The sequence below is a fragment of the Hydrogenophaga sp. R2 genome, assembly GCF_049843595.1.
Classification (GTDB): domain Bacteria; phylum Pseudomonadota; class Gammaproteobacteria; order Burkholderiales; family Burkholderiaceae_C; genus Hydrogenophaga.
Genome location: NZ_JBBHZN010000003.1, coordinates 335175 through 354004, shown reverse-complemented (window position 1 = coordinate 354004; position 18830 = coordinate 335175). Strand labels below are relative to the sequence as shown.

Sequence of the window (18830 nt, the reverse complement as noted above, 5' to 3'; positions counted from 1 at the left end):
CCGGAGCACCACAGTCCGGGGAGTATCGAAACCGACGCGCCGGCCTGGACATACTGCGATCGCAGTATTCGGGTGCAGCGACCCGGCCGCTTTCGCATACAGTGAGGGGCATACCCCCGCTGCCCCGACCATGTCCGACCCCACTGCCCACGCTGCCGGCGGCCTTCCACCGGACGACCCGCTGCGCCACGAGCTGCACAACGAGGTGCATGCCCGCCCCCCGGCACGCATCCACCTGCCGGCGCTGGTGGTGTTCGTGGCGGTGCTCAACGAAGGCGTCAGCCGCCATGCCGAATGGGAGCACCTGCGACAGCTGCCTGGCCAGCACGATCTGCCCCTGGACGAACTGGCCGGCAACTTCGTGCGGCTGCAACTGGGCAGCAGCACCCTGAAATGGGAGCGACACACCGAATTCACCCGCTATTCCGTCGTGCTGCCGCTGCCGCCGGGTACCAGCCTGGCCGACACCGGCGCGTTGCACCTCGATCCGGCCGAGGTGCCGGCCGACTGGTTGCAGCATATCCCGGGTCGCACGGTGGCCGCCATACGGCTGGCCATGGTGCAGGCCCCCCTGCCGGATGGCACCCCGGCAGCGCAGGCCGCCCTGATGGAGCCGGCCAGCCGCTGGTTCGAGGGCCGCACCGTGGTGGCCTCGCAGCTCGGCGGGGGCCACTCGTGGGCAGTGACCGATTTCCACCTGCGGCCCTCCGGCTTCGAACACATGCTGGTGATCGCCCCGCCCGGCACCACGGCCACCCGGGCCGGCCGCATCTCGCAGCGCCTGCTCGAGCTGGAGACCTACCGGCTGATGGCGCTGCGCGGCCTGCCGGTGGCCAAGGCGCTCGGACCCACCCTGGCCCAGGCCGAGCAGCAGCTCTCGGTCATCACCGCGCAGCTCGAGGGCAAGGCCACGTCGGAGCAGGCGCTGCTGGATGCGCTGGTGGCGCTGGCCGCCAGCGTGGAGCGGGCCACGGCCGAGAACGTGTACCGCTTTGCGGCCACCCGGGCCTACGACGCGCTGGTGTCGCAGCGCATCCACGAACTGCGCGAGAAGCCGATTCCCGGCACCCAGACCATCGGCGAGTTCATGCAGCGCCGGCTCTCGCCGGCCATGGCCACGGTGGCGGCGTCGGAGCGGCGGCTGACCTCGTTGTCGGAGCGCATCTCGCGCACCAGCGCCCTGCTGCGCACCCGGGTCGACATCGTCACCGAAGCGCAGAACCAGCAGCTGCTGGCCAAGCTCACGCGCGGCCAGGAACTGCAGCTGCAGCTGCAGACCACGGTGGAAGGCCTGTCGATTGCGGCCATCTCGTACTACGTGATCAGCCTGCTGCTGTATGTGGGCAAGGGCGCCAAGGCGGCCGGCCTGCCGATCCAGCCGGAGATCGCGGCCGGGGCCCTGGTGCCGCTGGTGCTGTGGAGCGTGTGGCGCACCACGCGCCGCATCCACGAACGGCTCAACCGGACAACGCCGGACTGAGCATCAGGCCGGTCAGGCCGTCTCGGCCGAGGTGGTGATCACGCCCCCGCCCAGGCACACCTCGCCGTCGTAGAGCACGGCGCTCTGCCCCGGCGTCACGGCCCACTGCGGCGCATCGAATTCGAGCGTGAAGCCGCCCTGCGCATCGGCCTGCACCGCGCAGGCGGCATCGCTCTGGCGGTAGCGGGTCTTGGCGCCCAGACGGCCTGCGGCGGGTGGCTCACCCGCCACCCAGCTGGCGTCCTGCGCGGCCAGCCGTGGCGACAGCAGCCAGGGATGGTCGTGACCCTGCACCACCCACAGCGTGTTGGCCGCCATGTCCTTGCGCGCCACGAACCAAGGCTCGTGCTCGCTGCCGCCCTTCTGCGCGCCCTTGGCCTTCACGCCGCCGATGCCCAGGCCCTGGCGCTGACCCAGCGTGTAGAAGCTCAGGCCCACGTGCTGGCCGATGGTGCGGCCGCGCTCGTCCTTGATGGGTCCGGGCTCCTTGGCGATGTAGCGGTTGAGGAAGTCGCGGAACGGGCGTTCGCCGATGAAGCAGATGCCGGTGCTGTCCTTCTTGCGGGCATTGGGCAGACCGATCTCGGCCGCGATGCGGCGCACCTCGGTCTTGGGCAGTTCGCCCACCGGGAACAGCGTGCGGGCCAGTTGCGCCTGGGTCAGGCGGTGCAGGAAGTAGCTCTGGTCCTTCAGCGGGTCCAGGCCCTTGAGCAGCTGCACCCGGCCGCCCTGCTCGCGCACGCGGGCGTAGTGCCCGGTGGCGATCTTCTCGGCGCCCAGCCGCATGGCATGGTCGAGGAAGGCCTTGAACTTGATCTCGGCGTTGCACAGGATGTCCGGGTTGGGCGTGCGCCCGGCCTGGTACTCGCGCAGGAATTCGGCGAACACGCGGTCCTTGTACTCGGCCGCGAAGTTGACGTGCTCCACGTCGATGCCGATCACGTCGGCCACGCTGGCCGCGTCGATCCAGTCCTGCCGGCTGGTGCAGTGCTCGCTGTCATCGTCATCTTCCCAGTTCTTCATGAAGATGCCGACCACCTCATGCCCCTGCTGCTTGAGCAGCCAGGCGCTGACGGCGGAATCCACACCGCCGCTGAGGCCGACCACCACACGCTGGCGGACATGCTGTTTGTTACTCATGTCGCAATTATCCGCAGTGCGGGTTAAGGCTCGGATCACGCGAGGACTTTGCAATACGGGTACCGGTTCACAGAAACCGGCCTTGCAATCCCTCACCCACGAAAGACCCGCTCATGAAACACATCATCACCGCCGCCGCCCTGGCCCTGACCGCCGTCGCCGCCTCCGCCGGCCCGACCTGCACCGCACCCAAGGACAGCTGGAAGCCCGAAGCCCAGTTCCAGCAGGAGCTCAAGGACCAGGGTTACAGCATCCGCAACTTCAAGGTCACCAAGGGACAGTGCTACGAGATCTACGGCACCGACAAGACCGGCAAGAAAGTGGAGATCTACTTCGACCCGGCCACCGGCCGCGCGATCGAGAGCAAATGAACACCACAGCCGCCTCGCGCCCACCTGATCGGGTGCGGGTCTGGGACCCGCTGGTGCGGGTTTTCCACTGGTCACTGGTGAGCTGTGTGGTGCTCAACAGCTGGGTGGTGGAAGAAGGCGAAACCATCCACCAGTGGCTGGGCTATGCCGCAGCCGCCCTGGTGGGCCTGCGCCTGATCTGGGCCCTGATCGGCAGCCGGCATGCCCGTTTCACTGACTGGTTTCCCACCCCCCGCCGCGTGCATGACCATGTGACCGCGCTGCTGCACGGCGAGGTGCCGACCCACACCGGACACAACCCGCTGGGCGCGCTGATGATGCTCACCCTGATGGCCCTGGTGCTGGGCCTGGGCCTGACCGGCTGGCTGCAGGGGACCGATGCCTTCTGGGGCGTGGACTGGGTGCAGGAACTGCACGAAGGCCTGGCCGCCATGCTGGTGTGGCTGGCCGCGCTGCACGCGGCGGCGGCGCTGGTCATGGGGCGCATCGAACGCACCCGCCTCATCAAGGCCATGGTCACCGGCGTCAAGGAACGCTACTGAGCCACCGGCCGGGGCTGGCACACTGCGGCCATGCGCCCGGTCATCCAGCCCCACGAGGTCGAGTTCACCGCCATCCGCGCCCAGGGCGCGGGCGGGCAGAACGTCAACAAGGTCTCGAATGCGGTGCACCTGCGGTTCGCGGTGCACGGCTCCTCCTTGCCCGAAGCGGTGCAGCACCGGCTGCTGGCCCTGAGCGACACCCGCATCACGCAGGACGGTGTCATCGTCATCAAGGCCCAGGGCAGCCGCAGCCTGGAACAGAACAAGGCCGATGCGCTGGCCCGTCTGCAGGCGCTGGTGGACAGCGTGGCCGTGCCGCCGCGGGAACGCAAGGCGACCCGCCCCACCCGGGCCTCGCAGCAGCGCCGGCTGCAGGGCAAGGCGCTGCGCAGCGCCACCAAGCAGGGGCGCTCGAGGGTGATCGACTGAACCGGCAGCTCAGCGCGACACGTCGCCGGGCGCCCGGCTGTGCGCGTTGTTGGTGTCCACCAGTTGCTGCAGCAGGCGCAGGAAGGTCTGCCGGTCGGCCTCGTCGAGCGGCGCCAGGATCTGGGCCTGGGCCCGCTGCACCGCCGGCACGGCCTGGGCCAGCACCGCCCGCCCGGCCTCGGTGAGCCAGAGCTGGCGCACGCGGCGGTCGTCCGGTGCGGTGCGGCGCTCCAGCCAGCCGCGCTGCTCCAGCCGGTCGATCACGCCACCGGTGGTGGAGGTGTCCAGCGCGATGCTGCCGGCCAGCGTGCGCTGGTCGAGTCCGGGCGACTGGGCCACCGTCTGCAGGGCGGCGTACTGCACCGGCGTGAGGCCGATGTCGCCCAGCTCCTGCAGGAAGATGCCCACCGAGATCTGGTGCAGCCGCCGGATGCGGTGCCCCGGCATGTCGTCGATGCGCACGGCGGGATCGGCGGGCTTGTTCATGGCGCGGCAGGGCACGTGGGGCGGGATCAGCCCCGGGCGCGTCGGGCCAGCACCTCGAAGGCCGGCAGGGTCTTGCCTTCCAGCACTTCCAGGAAGGCGCCGCCGCCGGTGGAGATGTAGCCCACGTCCTTCTCGATGCCGTACTTGGCGATCGCCGCCAGGGTATCGCCACCGCCGGCAATGCTGAAGGCCGGGCTGGCCGCAATGGCACGCGCGATGGTCTCGGTGCCCTGGGCAAAGGCGTCGAACTCGAACACGCCCACAGGGCCGTTCCAGACGATGGTGCCGGCCGCCTTGAGCTGGGCGGCCAGCACGGCGGCCGTCTCGGGGCCGATGTCCAGGATCAGGTCGTCGTCGGCCACCTCGGTGGCCTTCTTCACCGTGGCCGGTGCATCGGCGGCAAAGGTCTTGGCGGTGACCACGTCGGTGGGGATGGGCACGGCCGCGCCACGGGCCTTCATGGCCTCGATCACGGCCTTGGCCTCACCCAGCAGGTCCGGCTCGGCCAGGCTCTTGCCGATTTTCAGGCCGGCGGCCAGCATGAAGGTGTTGGCAATGCCGCCACCGACGATGAGGTTGTCCACGTTCTTGGCCAGGCTCTGCAGGATGGTCAGCTTCGTGCTGACCTTGCTGCCGGCCACGATGGCCACCAGCGGGCGCTTCGGGTTGGCCAGGGCCTTTGCAATGGCGTCCATCTCGGCGGCCAGCAGCGGGCCGGCGCAGGCCACGGGCGCGGTCTCGGCGATGCCGTAGGTGGTGCCCTCGGCCCGGTGGGCGGTGCCGAAGGCGTCGTGCACGAAGATGTCGCACAGGGCGCCGAGCTTCTTCGCGAGTTCGGGGGTGTTCTTCTTCTCGCCCACATTCAGGCGGCAGTTCTCCAGCACCACCACCTCGCCCGGGGCCACGCTGAAGTCGCCATCGATCCACTCGGCCACCAGCCGCACCGGGCGGTCCAGCAGCTGCCCGAGGCGGGCCGCCACCGGGGCCAGGCTGTCCTCGGGCTTGAAGGCGCCCTCGGTGGGGCGGCCCAGGTGGCTGGTCACCATCACGGCCGCGCCGGCATCCAGCGCCATGCGGATGGCCGGCACGCTGGCGCGGATGCGGGTGTCTTCGGTGATGCGGCCACTGTCGTCCTGCGGCACGTTCAGGTCGGCACGGATGAAGACACGGCGGCCCTGGGCCTGGCCGCTGGCGCACAGGTCGGAGAAACGGATGAAGGAGGACATGGCGGAGTGGATGAAGCGGTTTCGGTGAATCGGGGAGTCAGCCGCCGATTGTAGGAAACCGCCGTCCGCCGGCACCCCGCCCCGGGTTCAGGTGCCGCAGGGCCTGAACAGGTTCAGGGCGTCGTCGCGGGCCTGCGTCTGCACGCCCATGAGCCCCAGCACGCTGTGGAACAGGTGGTCGTGCGAGACCGGGCGTACGGCGCGGCCGCGCAGGCATTCAGGGCCCACGCCGGTGATGTCCTGCAAGGCGGGCGAGAGCCAGGTCACCAGGGGCACGCGCTTCTGCTCGGCCGGAGCAAAGGCATAGGGCAGGCCGTGCAGGTAGACATTGCCCTCGCCCAGCGATTCGCCGTGGTCGGACATGTAGATCAGCCCCGGTGCCGCCGCACCGCTGCGGGCCTGGGCATCCAGCCAGTCCAGGGTGCGTGCCAGCACATGGTCGGTGTAGGCGATGCTGTTGTCGTAGCTGTTGCGCAGCGCCTGCGGCGGGCAGTCGGCCAGGGTGATGCTGGTGCACTCGGGCTGGAAGGGCTTGCGGTCGTTCGGTGCGCGCTTGAAGTACGCCGGCCCGTGGCTGCCCATCATGTGCAGCACCACGACCGTACCCCGCTCGCGGCGCCGGGCATCCAGCGCAGCGAGCTGCTGGTCCAGGCTGCGCACCAGGGCTTCGTCCAGGCATTCGTCGCCTTCGCACAGGGCCGGGTCCGGCATGGGTCGGGCCGTGGGCACACGGGCGCACACGCCCTTGCAGCCCGACTGGTTGTCCAGCCACAGCACGGCCAGGCCGGCGCGCTGCAGCACGTCGAGCAGGTTCTCGTGGCGGGCGGGCTGATCGCCACCCTGCTCGCGGGACAGCGGCGAGAACATGCAGGGCACCGACACCTGGGTGTTGGTGCCGCAGGAGGTGGCGTCGGGGAAGTTGACCAGGCCCCGTTCGGCCACCCAGCGGGCCAGTTGGGGCGTGGTGGGGCGGTTGTAGCCATTGAGGCCCCAGTTGGCCGCCCGCGCGGTTTCGCCGACCACCAGCACCAGCAACGGGGGCGGCGAGCCGGCAGCGGCCGGCCGGGACAGCACCGCATCCTCGCCCACCGGGATGAGGGGCTGGACCTGCTGCGGAATCTGATCGGCCGCCAGACGTGCCGATGCATACACCGTGTTGAGCGGGTTGATCATGTAGCGCACCGGCTTGTGGTTGCGCGCCAGGGAAGCCAGGTGCGAATAGCCCGGCAGGGCCACGGCCAGGGCCAGCACCAGACCGATGCCGGCACCGGCGAGGTTGCGCGCGGTCTGGGCCACCGGACGCCGCCAGACCACGGGCCGGCGCCAGATCCACCACAGCGGCGGGCCGGCCATCAGCAGCACGCTCAAGGGCAGCGACCACGACAGCAGGTCGCGCACCTCGCGGGCGTCGGTGTGCATCACGTTGGCCATCATGGTGGGGTCGATCACCGCGCCGTACTGCCACATGAAGTGGCTGTTGAAGGCCGACACCAGCACCAGCAGACTGGCCAGCGGCCGCAGCAGGCGGGGCCAGGCCAGCAGCGACAACAGGGCGGCCAACACCCCCAGCACCGGCACCAGCAGGGCCGGCACCGCAGCCGCAGACCCCACCCCCAGGACACGTTGCCACAAGGGCAGGTTGCCCACCGTGGCCAGCCACAGGGCGACCGGCCAGACCACCGAAGCCGGGGTCCCGGACGACAGGAAAGACCGGGCAGCCAGACGCAGGGATGACGGGGTGGGCAATCGCATCCCGCCAGTCTGGTCCGGCGACGTTAACGCAACCTTTAGGCGTTTCCCGGCCCTTCACCGACCGGCCAGCGAAGCATGAAGCGGGTCGTGGCCGGCGGCTCGCCGGTGTCCCGGGTCAGGCTGCCGCCATGCTGCTCGGCCATGCGCTGCACCAGCCGCAGGCCCAGCCCCAGCCCGGGGCTGGCGGCGGTGTGGGGGGCCGCGCCGGGCCGCTGGCCGTCGTCGCTGACCGACACGCAGGCCCAGGCCCCGTCACGAAACAGCTCGACCACGATCTGGGTGCCGGCCGGCGTGTGGCGCACCGCGTTGGCCAGCAGGTTGCGCAAGGCCAGCTCCACCAGCATGGGCGGGGCGGCGACCCACAACGGCGCATCGGCCCCGGCCAGCGACACCTCCTGCCCTGCCGCATAGGCCGCCGGCGCCGACTCGGCCACCAGGGCGGACGCCACCGCCGACAGATCGGTGCGGGCCACCAGATCCCGCTGGGCGCGGGCCAGGTCCAGCAGCTGCTGCAGGATGCGGCCGGCGCGCAGGGCCTCCTGTTCGAGCCGGTGCAGCCGCTCGGCACTCGGGTCCTGGCTGGCGGCCGCCGACTGCAGGGCCAGCGAAGCCAGGGGCGTGCGGAGTTCGTGGGCCACGTCGCTGGCGAATTCGCGCTCCCGGCGCGCCTGCGCCTGCAATCGGTCGACCAGGCCATTGATGGCCTGCACCGTGCTGGTGAATTCGCGGTAGCGGTGCTCGGCACCCAGCCGTTCGCCGGCCTGTGCGTCCAGGGCGGCCACGTCCTCGGACAGGTGGGTGAGCGGCCGCAAGCCTCGGTGGATGGCCCAGCCCAGCAGCAGCGCCACCAGGGGCAGCACCAGCACCGCCGGACGGGCCAGCTGCAGCGTGATGTCGCGCCCCAGGTCGATGCGGTGCTCGATGTCCATGAGCACCGACACCGCCCGCCCGTCATCGCTGCCGCTGCGCGCCGTGAACACCCGCCAGTGCACCGGGTGTCCCTGCAGTTCGCCCCGGACCGACAGGTAACCGTTGGCCGGGGGCACCGACGACAGGCCCAGCGACCCGGCCAGACCATGGGTGTCGGTGACCAGCTGCCCGCGCTGCCATTCGATGACGGCCACTTCCTGCACATAGGCACGGGGCCGCTCCGACTCCCACCGGGCCTGGGCGCCCGAAGGACGCCCGGGAGACGCGTCCAGCCACAGATGCGCCACCGCCTCCAGCTGTCCGTCGGTCACTTCCTCGGCTTCGTGGTGCCCGATCACCCAGGCCGCCACCAGCAGGGTCGCCCAGACCAGCAGCAGGGCGGCACAGGTCCAGCCCCACAGGGTGAACCACAGCCGGGGCTGCACCGGGGTGACCGACGGGGTGACGGTCGAAGGGGGGGTCATGGCGGCGGCACGAAATAGCCCACGCCCCGCACGGTGCGGATCAGGCCCTCGCCCAGCTTGCGACGCAGGTGGTGCACATGCACCTCGATGGCATTGCTCTCCAGCGCCTCGCCAAAACCGTACAGGGCTGCCTCCAGGCGCGACTTGGACAGCACCTGCGGACTGGCCTGCAGCAGCACCAGCAGGAGACCGAACTCGCGCGCGCCCAGCACCACCGGCTCGCCGGCCCTGACCACCGTGTGCGCCGCCGGATCGATGACCAGATCACCGTGCTCGATGGTGGGCTGGCTGCGGCCATGGGCGCGCCGCTGCATGGCCCGCAGCCGGGCCATCATCTCGTTGGCATCGAAGGGCTTGACGATGTAGTCGTCGGCGCCGCCATCCAGGCCGGTGATGCGGTCGTCCACACCGTCGCGGGCGGTCATGATGAGCACCGGCAGATCGTTGCGGGGCAGCGCATCGCGGCCGGCCTGCGGGGGCGGCTGGCGGCGGATGCGGGCGAGCAGCTCGAGGCCGTCCCCGTCGGGCAGGCCGAGGTCCAGCAGCACCGCATCGAAGGGTTCGACCGCCAGCGCACCCCAGGCCGACGCCACGGTGGTGCACACATCGCAGGCGTGGCCGCCCTGGCGCAGCGAAGCCTGCAGGCCGGCGGCAATGCCGGGATCGTCTTCAACGACAAGGATCCGCATGGGAGACAGAAGTGGGCCTGTGGGGGGGTTCATGGGACCGATGGTCACCGCTGCCGATTATGAGAGCCTGAGCACCGGGTTGAACCTCATGCCCGCATAAGCCTGGGAGCGCATGCTGCGCGGATGCTGTCCCTCTCCGCCCTCCGACCGACCGGCCTGCGGCGGCCGATCTCACCCGCCGACCGCACCTGGCGACACCTGCTCACCGGCTGGCTGACCGTGCTGGCGCTCACGCTGCTGTGGGACTTCAGTGGTCTGGATGTGGCCGTCATGGGTCTGATCGGCACGCCGTCCGGATTTCCCCTGCAGCACCAGCCGGTGCTGGAACACCTGCTGCACGACCGGCTGCGCCAGGCTGCCAGCGCCGGGCTGGTGATCGCGTGGCTGTGGGCGCTGCTGCCGGCGCGGTTCAGTGCCATCCCGGCGGCCGAGCGGCGGCTGGCCGTGCTGCTGGCCACGGTCGGCCTGATCGCGGTCAACCTGGTCAAGAACCAGAGCAGCACCAGCTGCCCATGGGACTGGCGCATGTTCGGCGGCACGGTCGACGTGGTGTCGCACTGGTCATGGGGCTTGCGCGACGGCGGCCCCGGGCGCTGCTTTCCGGGGGGTCACGCCTCGTCGGGCATGACCTTCCTGGCGCTGGCCCTGCCCTGGTTGATGCCCCGCCGGGCCGGCCTGCAGACCGAGGCCCAGACGCATGCATTCCAGCGCCGGGGCTGGCGCTGGCTGCTGGCGGCGCTGGCAGTGGGCCTGCTGAGCGGGGTGGTGCAGAGCCTGCGGGGCGCGCACCCGCCCAGTCACACGCTGTGGACCCTGATCATCTGCGGCGGGGTGGCGCTGACGGGATGGCGGCTGTGGCCGGTCAAGGCCGGTGCGGCGGCTGCGTCACCAGCCCAGGCCGAGGCGCAGCGGCAGGTACACCAGCATGCCGACCACGATGGTGCCCAGCACGCCCTTGCGCCAGAAGAACCAGGCCGCGCCGGCCGCGGCTGAGAACAGGCGGGCGTCCTGCCAGGTGGTCACCAGCGCTCCCTGACTGACCACGATCTCGGGCACCACCACCGCCGCCAGGGCGGCGATGGGTGCGTACTGCAGACCGCGCTGGGCCCAGCCCGGCAGCGTCCAGGGCTTGCTGCTGATGAAGAAGAACGAGCGGGTGACCACGGTGATCACACCCAGCAGCACGATGGTCAGCAGCGTCCAGGGATCGATGTCAGCCATGGTGCTCTCCAGGGGGCGGACGCAGGCGGTCCAGCACCAGGCACAAGGCCACCGCACTGGCAATCGCCACCAGGATGTTGAGCTTGAGCGGCAAGGCATAGGCCGCCACTGCTGCCGTGCCCGAGATGGCCAGCGACACCACCCGCAGTTTCGACGTGGCCAGCGAACACAGCACCCCCAGCAGCGCCAGGATGCCGGCGAACCCCAGCCCCCAGGACACCGGCACCACATGGGCCAGCGCGATGCCGGCCAGGCTGGCGCCCATCCAGGCCACATAGTTCACGCCGCAGTTGCCCATCAGGTAGGCCTGCTGCGCGGCCAGCTCCTGCGCGTCCGCTCCCGGCTTGGGGTAGCGCCGTGCAAAGAAGACGTAGCTCAGGTCGGCGGTGACATACCCGCTGACCAGCCGCTGCCAGCGTGGCAGGTGCATCAGGTAAGGACGCAGGTGGGCCGAGAACACCACGAAGCGCAGGTTGACGCAGAAGGCCGCCGCCAGGATCACCCACAAGGGCGCGCCGGCCACGATCATGGGCGTGGCGGCCAGCTGGGCGCTGCCGGCATAGACGATCAGGGTCATGAGCAGCGCCTCCAGGGGCGAGAGCCCGCTCTGCACCATGGAAACGCCGGTCATGAGTCCCCAGGCAGCGATGCCCACCGCGGCCGTGGCCTGGTCCCGCACCCCTTCCCGGAAAGCCGGGTGCGCCCGGTGGGCGCGCAGAAAGAACATGGCAGCCCCTTCAGCCAGCCGCCGCGGCGCCCAGGCGTTGTCCCGGCTGCAGCGGAAAACCGCGGAGCACATCGGTGGCCGGCAGGCGGCGACCGCCCGGCCGCTGCAGCTCGGTCAGCGTCAGCACGCCCTGGCCGGTGGCCACGTGCACGCCGCCGGCATCCACCGCCTGCACCGTGCCGGGTGGCTGCGTGACCGTGGCATCGGCCACCCGGGCCGCCCACACCTTGAGCAGCTCGTCACCCGCCGACGTGCTGGCACCCGGAAAGGGATCGAACGCACGCACCTGGCGGTGCAGCTCGGCGGCCGGCCGGGTCCAGTCGATGGTGGCCTCGGCCTTCTCGATCTTGTGCGCGTAGGTCACGCCCTCGGCCGGCTGGGGCTGCGGGCGCAGACCGCCACAGGCGGCCAGCTCCAGGGCCTCCACGATCAGGCGTCCGCCCAGGGCGGCCAGCCGGTCGTGCAGCAGGGCGGTGGTGTCCTGGGGGTCGATGGGCAGGGTCTCGACCAGCAGCATGTCACCGGTGTCCAGACCCTCGTCCATCTGCATGATGGTCACGCCGGTGTGCTCGTCGCCGGCCTCGATGGCGCGGTGGATGGGCGCCGCGCCGCGCCAGCGCGGCAGGACGGACGCATGGATGTTCAGGCAGCCCAGGCGCGGGGTGGTCAGGACCCAGGCCGGCAGGATGAGCCCGTAGGCGGCGACCACCATGGCATCGGCACGGGCCGCCAGCAAGGCCTCGCGGGCCGCAGCCGCATCGTCCGGGTACTTGCCGTCCAGGCGCAGGCTGCGCGGTTGTGCCACCGCAATGCCATGCGCCAGCGCCGCCTGCTTGACGGCCGATGCCTGCAGCTTCATGCCGCGCCCGGCGGGCCGGTCCGGCTGGGTCAGCACCAGCGGCACCTCGAAGCCGGCGGCCAGCAGCCGCTCCAGGGCCACGCGGGCGAAATCGGGGGTGCCGGCAAAGACGACGCGCATCGCCGGGCTCAACCGCGTTCCGCCTCGCGCTGCGCCTTGATCAGCCGGGTCTTGATGCGGTTGCGCTTGAGCGGCGACAGATACTCCACGAACACCTTGCCCATGAGGTGGTCCATCTCGTGCTGGATGCACACCGCCAGCAGGCCCTCGGCATCGATGGTGCGCTCCGCACCGTGCTCGTCCTGGGCCCGCACCCGCACCGCGATCGGACGCTCCACGCCGTCGTAGATGCCGGGCACCGACAGGCAGCCTTCCTCGCCCTTGCGGGTTTCCGGGCTGGCCCACTCCACCACCGGGTTGATCAGCACCATGGGCTGGTTGCGCTCCTCGCTCACGTCGATCACGATGAGCCGCTCGTGCACATCCACCTGGGTGGCCGCCAGCCCGACGCCGTGGGCGTCGTACATGGTGGCGAACATGCGCGCCACCAGCGCCCGGATTCGGTCGTCCACCGCCGCCACCGGCTTCGCCACGGTGTGCAGCCGGGGATCGGGGTAACGCAGGATGGGAAGCAGCTCGGGGGTGGTCATGATCGGTGGGGAAAGAAGCGGTATGCGGGCGCCGCCAGCGACGACAGGCGGATGCCCGGCGACCAGCGGATCGAATGTCGGTATTTTCGCCACTTTTGCGACGGCACACCCGACCCCCTTCCCACAAACATTGCCTAATCAAGGGCTTGGGCGCAAAATCAAAAGCGACTTGTCAAGACACGAGCGCTGCCGCGCGCCGCTCCAGGGGCCCTACATGCCATCGAAATTCCCGCTGAAGTCCGCTTCCCTCATCGCCCTGGCCGGTCTGGCCGCGCTGGCGACCTCGACGGCTTCGGCACAGAACTTCCCGATCACCAACGCCCAGAAGGCCACCGCCAACCAGGTGGCGCAGGCGGGCGTACCGTTGTCGGAGCTCTCGCCCACCGCGCCCGACAGCTACACCGTCAAGCGCGGCGACACGCTGTGGGCCATCTCGGGCGTGTTCCTCAAGACCCCCTGGCGCTGGCCCGAGCTGTGGGGCATGAACCTCAACGACATCCGCAACCCGCACCTGATCTATCCAGGCCAGGTGCTCTACTTGGACAAGACCGGCGGACGGGCCCGGCTCACCACGCGAGGTCCGGGCAGCGACAACACCGTCAAGGTCACGCCCCGCGTGCGCTCGGAAAGCCTCTCGGCCAACGCCATCCCGACGGTGAACATGTCGGTGATCGAGTCCTTCCTGTCCGAGCCGCTGATCGTCGACGAGGCCACTTTCGCCAAGGCCCCGCGCATCGTGGCCACCCAGGAGAACCGGGTCCTGCTCAGCCGGGGCGACCGCGCTTACGCCCGTGCCCGCTCGGCCGACGCCCCCGACGCCGCGCCGCTGGCCCTGGTCAACGGCAAGACCGGCAGCTACCGCGTGTTCCGCAACGCGGTGCCGCTGCGCGACCCGACCACCAACGACATCATTGCCTACGAGGCCCAGTACGTGGGCAAGGTGTCGGTGGTCGGTAGCGAAACCACCAGCGAGACCACCGGTGCCGACGGCAAGAAGACCACCGAGATCATCCCGGCCAGCCTGGATGTGGTGTCGGCCAAGGAAGAAATGCAGGTGGGCGACCGCCTGCTGCCCGAGCCGGAGCGGGAGTTCACCAACTTCGTGCCCCGCGCGCCGCAGTCTGCCCAGTCCGGCCAGGTGGTGTCCGTGTATGGCAACGCCGTGCGGTTTGCGGCCCAGAACCAGGTGGTGGCCATCAACCGGGGCCGCGAGCACGGCCTCGAACGGGGTCATGTGCTGGCGGTGCTGCGCGAGAGCAGCGTGCTCACCGACACCACCGACAGCGGTCGGCCGCAGGTGCGCCTGCCGGGCGAGCGCAACGGCCTGATCATGGTGTTCCGCACCTTCGACAAGATCTCCTACGCCATCGTTCTGGACATCCAGGACGGCGTGCAGGTGGGCCATCGCTTCGTCAATCCCTGACGACCGGATGGGTCCGTCCGAGCGGGCCGCCTGGCTGCGGTTGCTGCTGACGCCCGGCATCGGCCGGACGTCTGCGCGCCAGCTGCTGGCGTGCTTTGGCTCTGCGGAATCGGTCTGGCAGGTCGACCGGACCGCATGGGCCGACTGCATCGGCCCGGCCAAGGCTGCGGCCCTGGCGGCACCCATACCCGACTGGGACACGGAGCTGTCCCGACTGGAAACCTGGCTGTCCCAGTCGACCGACCGTCACATGGTGGCACTCGGCGACGGCCGCTACCCGAACTCGCTGCTCGAAACCCCGGATCCACCGCTGGTGCTGTTCGTGCAGGGCCGTGTCGAGTCCCTGGGGCAGACGCTCGCCCTGGCGGTGGTGGGCAGCCGCAACCCGACCCCGCAGGGGGCTGAACATGCCCGGCGGTTCGCCCATGCACTGGCCGAAGCCGGCGTGAGCGTGGTCTCCGGCCTGGCGCTGGGGGTGGACGGAGAGGCCCACGCCGGCGCGCTGGACGGCCAGGGCACCACCCTGGCGTGTGTGGGCACCGGGCTGGATCGGGTCTATCCGGCGCGGCATCGGGACCTGGCCCACCGCATCGCCGCCCAAGGCGCCATCGTGAGCGAGTACCCGCTCGGCACCCCCCCGCTGGCGGCCCATTTCCCGCAGCGCAACCGGATCATCGCCGGGCTCAGCCAGGGCACCCTGGTAGTCGAAGCGGCCTTGCAGTCCGGCTCGCTCATCACGGCCCGACTGGCCGCCGACATGGGGCGCGAGGTGTTCGCCATTCCGGGTTCCATCCATTCGCCGCAGTCCCGGGGCTGCCATGCCCTGATCCGGCAGGGCGCCAAGCTGGTGGAGTCGGTCGAGGACATCCTGGAAGAACTGCCAGGCGCACAGGCACGGACGCCCAAGGCCACCAGCCCGGCACCTGTCGCTGCGGCAGGCGATGACACCGACGATGCGCTGTTGCGGGCCATGGGACACGAAACCATCGGTCTGGAAGCCCTGCAGGACCGCACCGGCATGCCCACCGCGCAGCTGATGGCGCGCCTGCTGGAGCTGGAACTGGCGGGGTGTGTGGGTCGGCTGCCGGGCGGGCGGGTGCAGCGCCTGGTCAGGGCCTGAGTCGAGGGCCGATCGACGGGCCGTCAGGCCAGCAGACGACCCGGGTTGGCGTCCAGCCGCTCCAGGGCGTCGCGGGTGGCACGCACCGTGAGGGCTTCTTCCTCGGTCGGCACCAGCAGACCGGCCTGCAGGTACGCGGCCAGGCGCTGCGCCTGAATCAGGTAGCAGCGGCCGGAATGGGTCACGAACATGCAGATCTGGCCGCGCTCGCTGCGCCAGGCCAGCTGCACATTGAGCAGCTTGCCGCCATGGTCCAGACCGAACCAGGCACCGATCTGCAGCTCCTGCGCCCATTGGCGCATGGCCTCGGAGGGCTTGCTGCCGCCGGCGTTGATGACTTCGATGTTGCTCGCATCGACACCGGTGATCATCTCGATGCTCTCGGCGTCCAGGTCCAGATCGCCCACACCGTCCTGGGGCAGGTAGTCCTCCAGGTTGGCCAGGCGCTGGGAGAGCCGGTCGAGCTGGTCCTGCGCGATGGGCTCGGTGCGGGACATGAAGGCATCGGCCAGGGTGTCGCTGATGGCCTTGATGTGCTGGTCCTGCAGACCCTGGGGATAGCCCAGCAGACCCATGCCCTGGCGCAGGCGCTGCAGGATGCCCGGCAACTGCTGGATGACCCGGGCGCGGTCGTTGCGGCTGGGCTTGGCGCCGGCCGCCCACAGCAGGTCGGAGGCCACCTGCTTGAGTGCCTGGGTTTCTTCCGATTTGAGGCCGTGCTTGACGCTGGCCACCGCCAGCACATCGACCCAGACCTTGAAGAAGAAGGTGCGGATCTCTTCCCGCACCGGCACATCGTCGAGCAGCTTGCGCAGCTCGATGGTGTATTGCACCGACAGCGTTTCCTTCTGCTCGACCTGCTGGGCCACGCTCACCACCTTGCTGGCGTTGCCCTGGCCGCGCAGATGCGATGCGAGGAATTTCTCGAATTCGTCGAACACCAGCTGGAAGACTCGGCGACCGGTCTCCGGGTACTGCTCGATCACCTGCACCACCCGCTTGATCTCGGCCTCCAGGGCCGACGAGCCGACGTCCGAATCGAAGCCCATCACGCAGGAGCCCATGCGGTCGATCAGCTTGCGGGCCGGGTGCTGCAGCGCACTGAAGAACTCGGGTTCGGCCAGGGCCACCCGCAGCACCGGAATCTGGAGGCGGGCAAACCAGACCCGCACGCTGGCGGGCAGGCGCTCTTCGGCCAGGATGCTCTGGAACATGAGCGCCACCACTTCGACGGTGGCCTTTTCGGTGGGGGTGCTGGCGGCCTGCTTGAGTTCGGCGGCGCGCTGGCGCAGGGCGGTGGCGGTGCGTTCGATGTCCACCGCATCCACCGGGGCCACGGCACCGCCGCTGCGGTACAGGCCGATGCCCATGCTGGGCGACGCAGCCGACCGGGCCATGGCCTACTGCAGCTGCGGAGAAGGCGGCAACACCTGCGTGGCCTCGAAGTCGCCGCTCACATGGTCCATCAGCAGCCGCTTGAGGCGGCCCACCACACCCTGGGCCCGCATGCGGGCGCGTGCCAGGGGCGAGGTCCCGGTCATCATGCGGGTCTCGTCCGACACCGAAGAGCCCATGCCGCTGGAGCGGCCACCGGTGCTCTCGTCGAACGACGGCGCCCGGGCCTCGACCTTGGCATTGGGCGCACGGCGCACCAAGGCCTGCAGGTCGATCTCTTTCATGACGCCGCTGGCCACCAGGAACTGGTTGGTGGCCTCGTAGGCCTCCAGCAGGGTCTGGGGCAGCTGCGCGGCCACCGCATCCTGCACCATGACCCAGGCGTCGCGGCTCATGCCGCAGGCCATCCATTGCTCGACGAAGACCCGGCTCACCACCTCGGGCAGCAGGATGTCGTTGCGCGACATTTCCTGACGTCGCTCCAGGTGCTGGATGCGCAGGCGAAGTTCGTTGATCTCGCGCGAGGCCTTGTCCAGGATGCGCATGGCCAGCCGGGAGGCGACGATCTGGTCGTTGACGGTGCTGTCGTCCACCAGTTCGAGCTTGCCGGGCACGCTGGCCGGGCCGGCCGTGTTCGCCGAGAAGTTGCGATAGGCATCCTGCAGGGCCTGGCGGGTACGGTCGGCCCACTGGTTCTGGACGCGCTGGAAGGTCATCCAGGCCTCACGCCGCTGGGTGGCCTCCAGCGGAGAACACATCTGGTCGCGCAGGTCGGTCAGACGCCCCTGGACCGCGGTGATCAACTCGGGCATGACACGTCCCACGCGAATCACGAAGAGTTCGCGCGCCTGACGGGCCAGCGGGGATGTGTTCTGTTGGGGCAGGGACACGGTCTCGCCAGTATGACATGAACACCGATACCCCCCACCGCCACTTCAGGGCAGTCGAGGGGCGCCTGTTGCGTCTTACACCACGGCGCCGCCGTTGGGGTCGTCCGGGTCGCCCGCCGTCTTGGCCGGCTTGATCAGATCCTCACGGCGGATGCCCAGCCACATGGCGATGGCGGCGGCCACGAAGACCGAGGAATAGATGCCGAAGCAGATGCCGATGGTCAGGGCCATGGCGAAGTAATGCAGCGTAGGGCCACCGAACAGCAGCATGGACAGCACCATGATCTGGGTCGATCCGTGGGTGATGATGGTGCGGCTGATGGTGGAGGTGATGGCATGGTCGATCACCTGTTCGGGGGACATCTTGCGCTGCTTGCGGAAGCTCTCGCGGATGCGGTCGAAGATCACCACCGACTCGTTCACCGAATAGCCCAGCACCGCCAGCACGGCCGCCAGCACGGCCAGCGAGAACTCCCACTGGAAGAACGCGAAGAAGCCCAGGATGATCACCACGTCGTGCAGGTTGGCGATGATGGCCGAGACCGCGTACTTCCACTCGAAGCGGATGGCGAGGTAGATCATGATGCCCGCGATCACCAGCCCCAGGGCCAGCAGACCGTTCTGCACCAGTTCCTGGCCCACCTGCGGCCCGACGAACTCGGTGCGTTGCAGCTGCACCGCCGGGTTCTGCGCCTTGAGGGCCGCGAACAGCTCCTCGCTCTGCTGGCCCGACGTCTTGCCGGCCTGGGCGGGCAGGCGCAGCAGCACGTCGCGCGACGAGCCGAAGTTCTGCACCGGGACTTCCAGATAACCGAGCGACTCCACCACCTTGCGCACCGACTCCAGATCGGCCGGCTGCTCGTAAGCCACCTCCATCACGGTGCCGCCGGTGAACTCCACCGACAGGTGCAGGCCACGGGTGACCAGGAAGAACACGGCGAGGACGAAGGTGATGGCCGACACCGCATTGAGCACGATGGCGTGCTTCATGAACGGGATGTCGCGGCGGATGCGGAAGAATTCCATCGTGAGGGCC

General features: G+C 69.8%; 18 protein-coding genes and 1 pseudogene. 7 read left to right on the top strand and 12 right to left on the bottom strand.

Going from position 1 to position 18830, the window contains the following annotated elements:
• Positions 1-130 precede the first annotated feature (130 nt).
• Positions 131-1480, top strand: a complete 1350-nt coding sequence (locus WD026_RS12985) for a DUF3422 family protein (RefSeq protein ID WP_425724077.1) — start codon at positions 131-133, stop codon at positions 1478-1480.
• A gap of 12 nt (positions 1481-1492) precedes the next feature.
• On the opposite strand, the gene mnmA is transcribed toward WD026_RS12985, so the two are convergent.
• Complete coding sequence (mnmA, locus tag WD026_RS12980; protein ID WP_425724076.1) at positions 1493-2620, bottom strand: tRNA 2-thiouridine(34) synthase MnmA; 1128 nt, start codon at positions 2618-2620, stop codon at positions 1493-1495.
• Positions 2621-2733: 113 nt separating this feature from the next.
• On the opposite strand from mnmA, the gene WD026_RS12975 reads away from it, so the two are divergent.
• From WD026_RS12975 to arfB, 3 genes are read left to right on the top strand one after another with little or no spacing between them, the layout of a single operon-like run.
• Positions 2734-2991, top strand: a complete 258-nt coding sequence (locus WD026_RS12975) for a PepSY domain-containing protein (protein WP_425724075.1) — start codon at positions 2734-2736, stop codon at positions 2989-2991.
• The gene (locus WD026_RS12970) at positions 2988-3533 is read left to right on the top strand and encodes a cytochrome b/b6 domain-containing protein (protein WP_425724074.1); all 546 of its coding nucleotides are present in this window, start codon (positions 2988-2990) and stop codon (positions 3531-3533) included. The genes WD026_RS12975 and WD026_RS12970 overlap by 4 nt, the downstream gene beginning before the upstream one ends.
• Positions 3534-3563: 30 nt before the next feature.
• A complete protein-coding gene (arfB, locus tag WD026_RS12965; protein WP_425724073.1) occupies positions 3564-3962 on the top strand; it encodes an alternative ribosome rescue aminoacyl-tRNA hydrolase ArfB in 399 nt (132 codons plus the stop codon).
• Between the two features lie 9 nt (positions 3963-3971).
• Here the strand turns inward: arfB and WD026_RS12960 are convergent, their stop codons facing one another.
• From WD026_RS12960 to WD026_RS12940, 5 genes are all read right to left on the bottom strand, one after another.
• Positions 3972-4448 carry a MarR family winged helix-turn-helix transcriptional regulator gene (locus tag WD026_RS12960; protein ID WP_425724072.1) on the bottom strand — a complete coding sequence of 159 codons (477 nt, stop codon included), beginning with the start codon at positions 4446-4448 and terminating at the stop codon, positions 3972-3974.
• A gap of 26 nt (positions 4449-4474) precedes the next feature.
• Positions 4475-5674 (bottom strand): phosphoglycerate kinase, encoded by a 1200-nt coding sequence (locus tag WD026_RS12955; RefSeq protein ID WP_425724071.1) that lies wholly within the window; start codon positions 5672-5674, stop codon positions 4475-4477.
• Between the two features lie 87 nt (positions 5675-5761).
• Positions 5762-7426: a phosphoethanolamine transferase gene (locus WD026_RS12950; protein ID WP_425724070.1), complete on the bottom strand. Its 1665-nt coding sequence runs from the start codon at positions 7424-7426 to the stop codon at positions 5762-5764.
• A gap of 35 nt (positions 7427-7461) precedes the next feature.
• On the bottom strand, positions 7462-8820 hold the full coding sequence (locus WD026_RS12945; RefSeq protein ID WP_425724069.1) for an ATP-binding protein: 1359 nt from the start codon (positions 8818-8820) through the stop codon (positions 7462-7464).
• The gene (locus tag WD026_RS12940; RefSeq protein WP_425724068.1) at positions 8817-9509 is read right to left on the bottom strand and encodes a response regulator; all 693 of its coding nucleotides are present in this window, start codon (positions 9507-9509) and stop codon (positions 8817-8819) included. Before WD026_RS12940 ends, WD026_RS12945 begins: the two co-directional genes overlap by 4 nt.
• Positions 9510-9632: 123 nt before the next feature.
• On the opposite strand from WD026_RS12940, the gene WD026_RS12935 reads away from it, so the two are divergent.
• The gene (locus WD026_RS12935) at positions 9633-10502 is read left to right on the top strand and encodes a phosphatase PAP2 family protein (RefSeq protein WP_425724067.1); all 870 of its coding nucleotides are present in this window, start codon (positions 9633-9635) and stop codon (positions 10500-10502) included.
• On the opposite strand, the gene WD026_RS12930 is transcribed toward WD026_RS12935, so the two are convergent.
• Genes WD026_RS12930 through def form a run of 4 tightly spaced genes read right to left on the bottom strand, consistent with a single transcriptional unit; the run spans position 10395 to position 12966 of the window.
• Positions 10395-10730: an AzlD domain-containing protein gene (locus tag WD026_RS12930; protein ID WP_425724066.1), complete on the bottom strand. Its 336-nt coding sequence runs from the start codon at positions 10728-10730 to the stop codon at positions 10395-10397. The two genes, WD026_RS12935 and WD026_RS12930, sit on opposite strands and share 108 nt — an antisense overlap.
• Positions 10723-11457, bottom strand: coding sequence for an AzlC family ABC transporter permease (locus tag WD026_RS12925; protein ID WP_425724065.1), 735 nt, complete (start codon positions 11455-11457; stop codon positions 10723-10725). Before WD026_RS12925 ends, WD026_RS12930 begins: the two co-directional genes overlap by 8 nt.
• A 10-nt stretch (positions 11458-11467) precedes the next feature.
• Positions 11468-12436, bottom strand: a complete 969-nt coding sequence (gene fmt, locus WD026_RS12920; RefSeq protein ID WP_425724064.1) for a methionyl-tRNA formyltransferase — start codon at positions 12434-12436, stop codon at positions 11468-11470.
• Positions 12437-12444: 8 nt separating this feature from the next.
• The gene (def, locus tag WD026_RS12915; RefSeq protein ID WP_425724063.1) at positions 12445-12966 is read right to left on the bottom strand and encodes a peptide deformylase; all 522 of its coding nucleotides are present in this window, start codon (positions 12964-12966) and stop codon (positions 12445-12447) included.
• Between the two features lie 214 nt (positions 12967-13180).
• Between def and WD026_RS12910 the strand changes: the two genes are divergently transcribed.
• Together WD026_RS12910 and dprA are read left to right on the top strand one after the other, a co-directional pair.
• A complete protein-coding gene (locus tag WD026_RS12910) occupies positions 13181-14389 on the top strand; it encodes a LysM peptidoglycan-binding domain-containing protein (protein WP_425724062.1) in 1209 nt (402 codons plus the stop codon).
• A gap of 7 nt (positions 14390-14396) precedes the next feature.
• Positions 14397-15509, top strand: coding sequence for a DNA-processing protein DprA (dprA, locus tag WD026_RS12905; protein WP_425724061.1), 1113 nt, complete (start codon positions 14397-14399; stop codon positions 15507-15509).
• A gap of 23 nt (positions 15510-15532) precedes the next feature.
• Here the strand turns inward: dprA and WD026_RS12900 are convergent.
• Positions 15533-17794, bottom strand: a pseudogene (locus WD026_RS12900) (DUF1631 family protein).
• 75 nt (positions 17795-17869) lie between these two features.
• Entirely contained in the window at positions 17870-18820 is a 951-nt protein-coding gene (secF, locus tag WD026_RS12895) for a protein translocase subunit SecF (protein ID WP_425724060.1), read from the bottom strand.
• Positions 18821-18830: the final 10 nt, after the last annotated feature.

Excerpts from the sequence above, each read along its gene's own strand:
- dprA (WP_425724061.1), top strand. The coding sequence starts at position 14,397 with ATGGGTCCGTCCGAGCGGGCCGCCTGGCTGCGGTTGCTGCTGACGCCC.
- WD026_RS12940 (WP_425724068.1), bottom strand. The coding sequence starts at position 9,509 with ATGCGGATCCTTGTCGTTGAAGACGATCCCGGCATTGCCGCCGGCCTG.
- def (WP_425724063.1), bottom strand. The coding sequence starts at position 12,966 with ATGACCACCCCCGAGCTGCTTCCCATCCTGCGTTACCCCGATCCCCGG.
- WD026_RS12945 (WP_425724069.1), bottom strand. The coding sequence starts at position 8,820 with ATGACCCCCCCTTCGACCGTCACCCCGTCGGTCACCCCGGTGCAGCCC.
- WD026_RS12950 (WP_425724070.1), bottom strand. The coding sequence starts at position 7,426 with ATGCGATTGCCCACCCCGTCATCCCTGCGTCTGGCTGCCCGGTCTTTC.
- WD026_RS12960 (WP_425724072.1), bottom strand. The coding sequence starts at position 4,448 with ATGAACAAGCCCGCCGATCCCGCCGTGCGCATCGACGACATGCCGGGG.
- mnmA (WP_425724076.1), bottom strand. The coding sequence starts at position 2,620 with ATGAGTAACAAACAGCATGTCCGCCAGCGTGTGGTGGTCGGCCTCAGC.
- arfB (WP_425724073.1), top strand. The coding sequence starts at position 3,564 with ATGCGCCCGGTCATCCAGCCCCACGAGGTCGAGTTCACCGCCATCCGC.
- WD026_RS12985 (WP_425724077.1), top strand. The coding sequence starts at position 131 with ATGTCCGACCCCACTGCCCACGCTGCCGGCGGCCTTCCACCGGACGAC.
- WD026_RS12935 (WP_425724067.1), top strand. The coding sequence starts at position 9,633 with ATGCTGTCCCTCTCCGCCCTCCGACCGACCGGCCTGCGGCGGCCGATC.
- fmt (WP_425724064.1), bottom strand. The coding sequence starts at position 12,436 with ATGCGCGTCGTCTTTGCCGGCACCCCCGATTTCGCCCGCGTGGCCCTG.
- WD026_RS12975 (WP_425724075.1), top strand. The coding sequence starts at position 2,734 with ATGAAACACATCATCACCGCCGCCGCCCTGGCCCTGACCGCCGTCGCC.
- WD026_RS12970 (WP_425724074.1), top strand. The coding sequence starts at position 2,988 with ATGAACACCACAGCCGCCTCGCGCCCACCTGATCGGGTGCGGGTCTGG.
- WD026_RS12910 (WP_425724062.1), top strand. The coding sequence starts at position 13,181 with ATGCCATCGAAATTCCCGCTGAAGTCCGCTTCCCTCATCGCCCTGGCC.
- WD026_RS12930 (WP_425724066.1), bottom strand. The coding sequence starts at position 10,730 with ATGGCTGACATCGATCCCTGGACGCTGCTGACCATCGTGCTGCTGGGT.
- WD026_RS12925 (WP_425724065.1), bottom strand. The coding sequence starts at position 11,457 with ATGTTCTTTCTGCGCGCCCACCGGGCGCACCCGGCTTTCCGGGAAGGG.
- secF (WP_425724060.1), bottom strand. The coding sequence starts at position 18,820 with ATGGAATTCTTCCGCATCCGCCGCGACATCCCGTTCATGAAGCACGCC.
- WD026_RS12955 (WP_425724071.1), bottom strand. The coding sequence starts at position 5,674 with ATGTCCTCCTTCATCCGTTTCTCCGACCTGTGCGCCAGCGGCCAGGCC.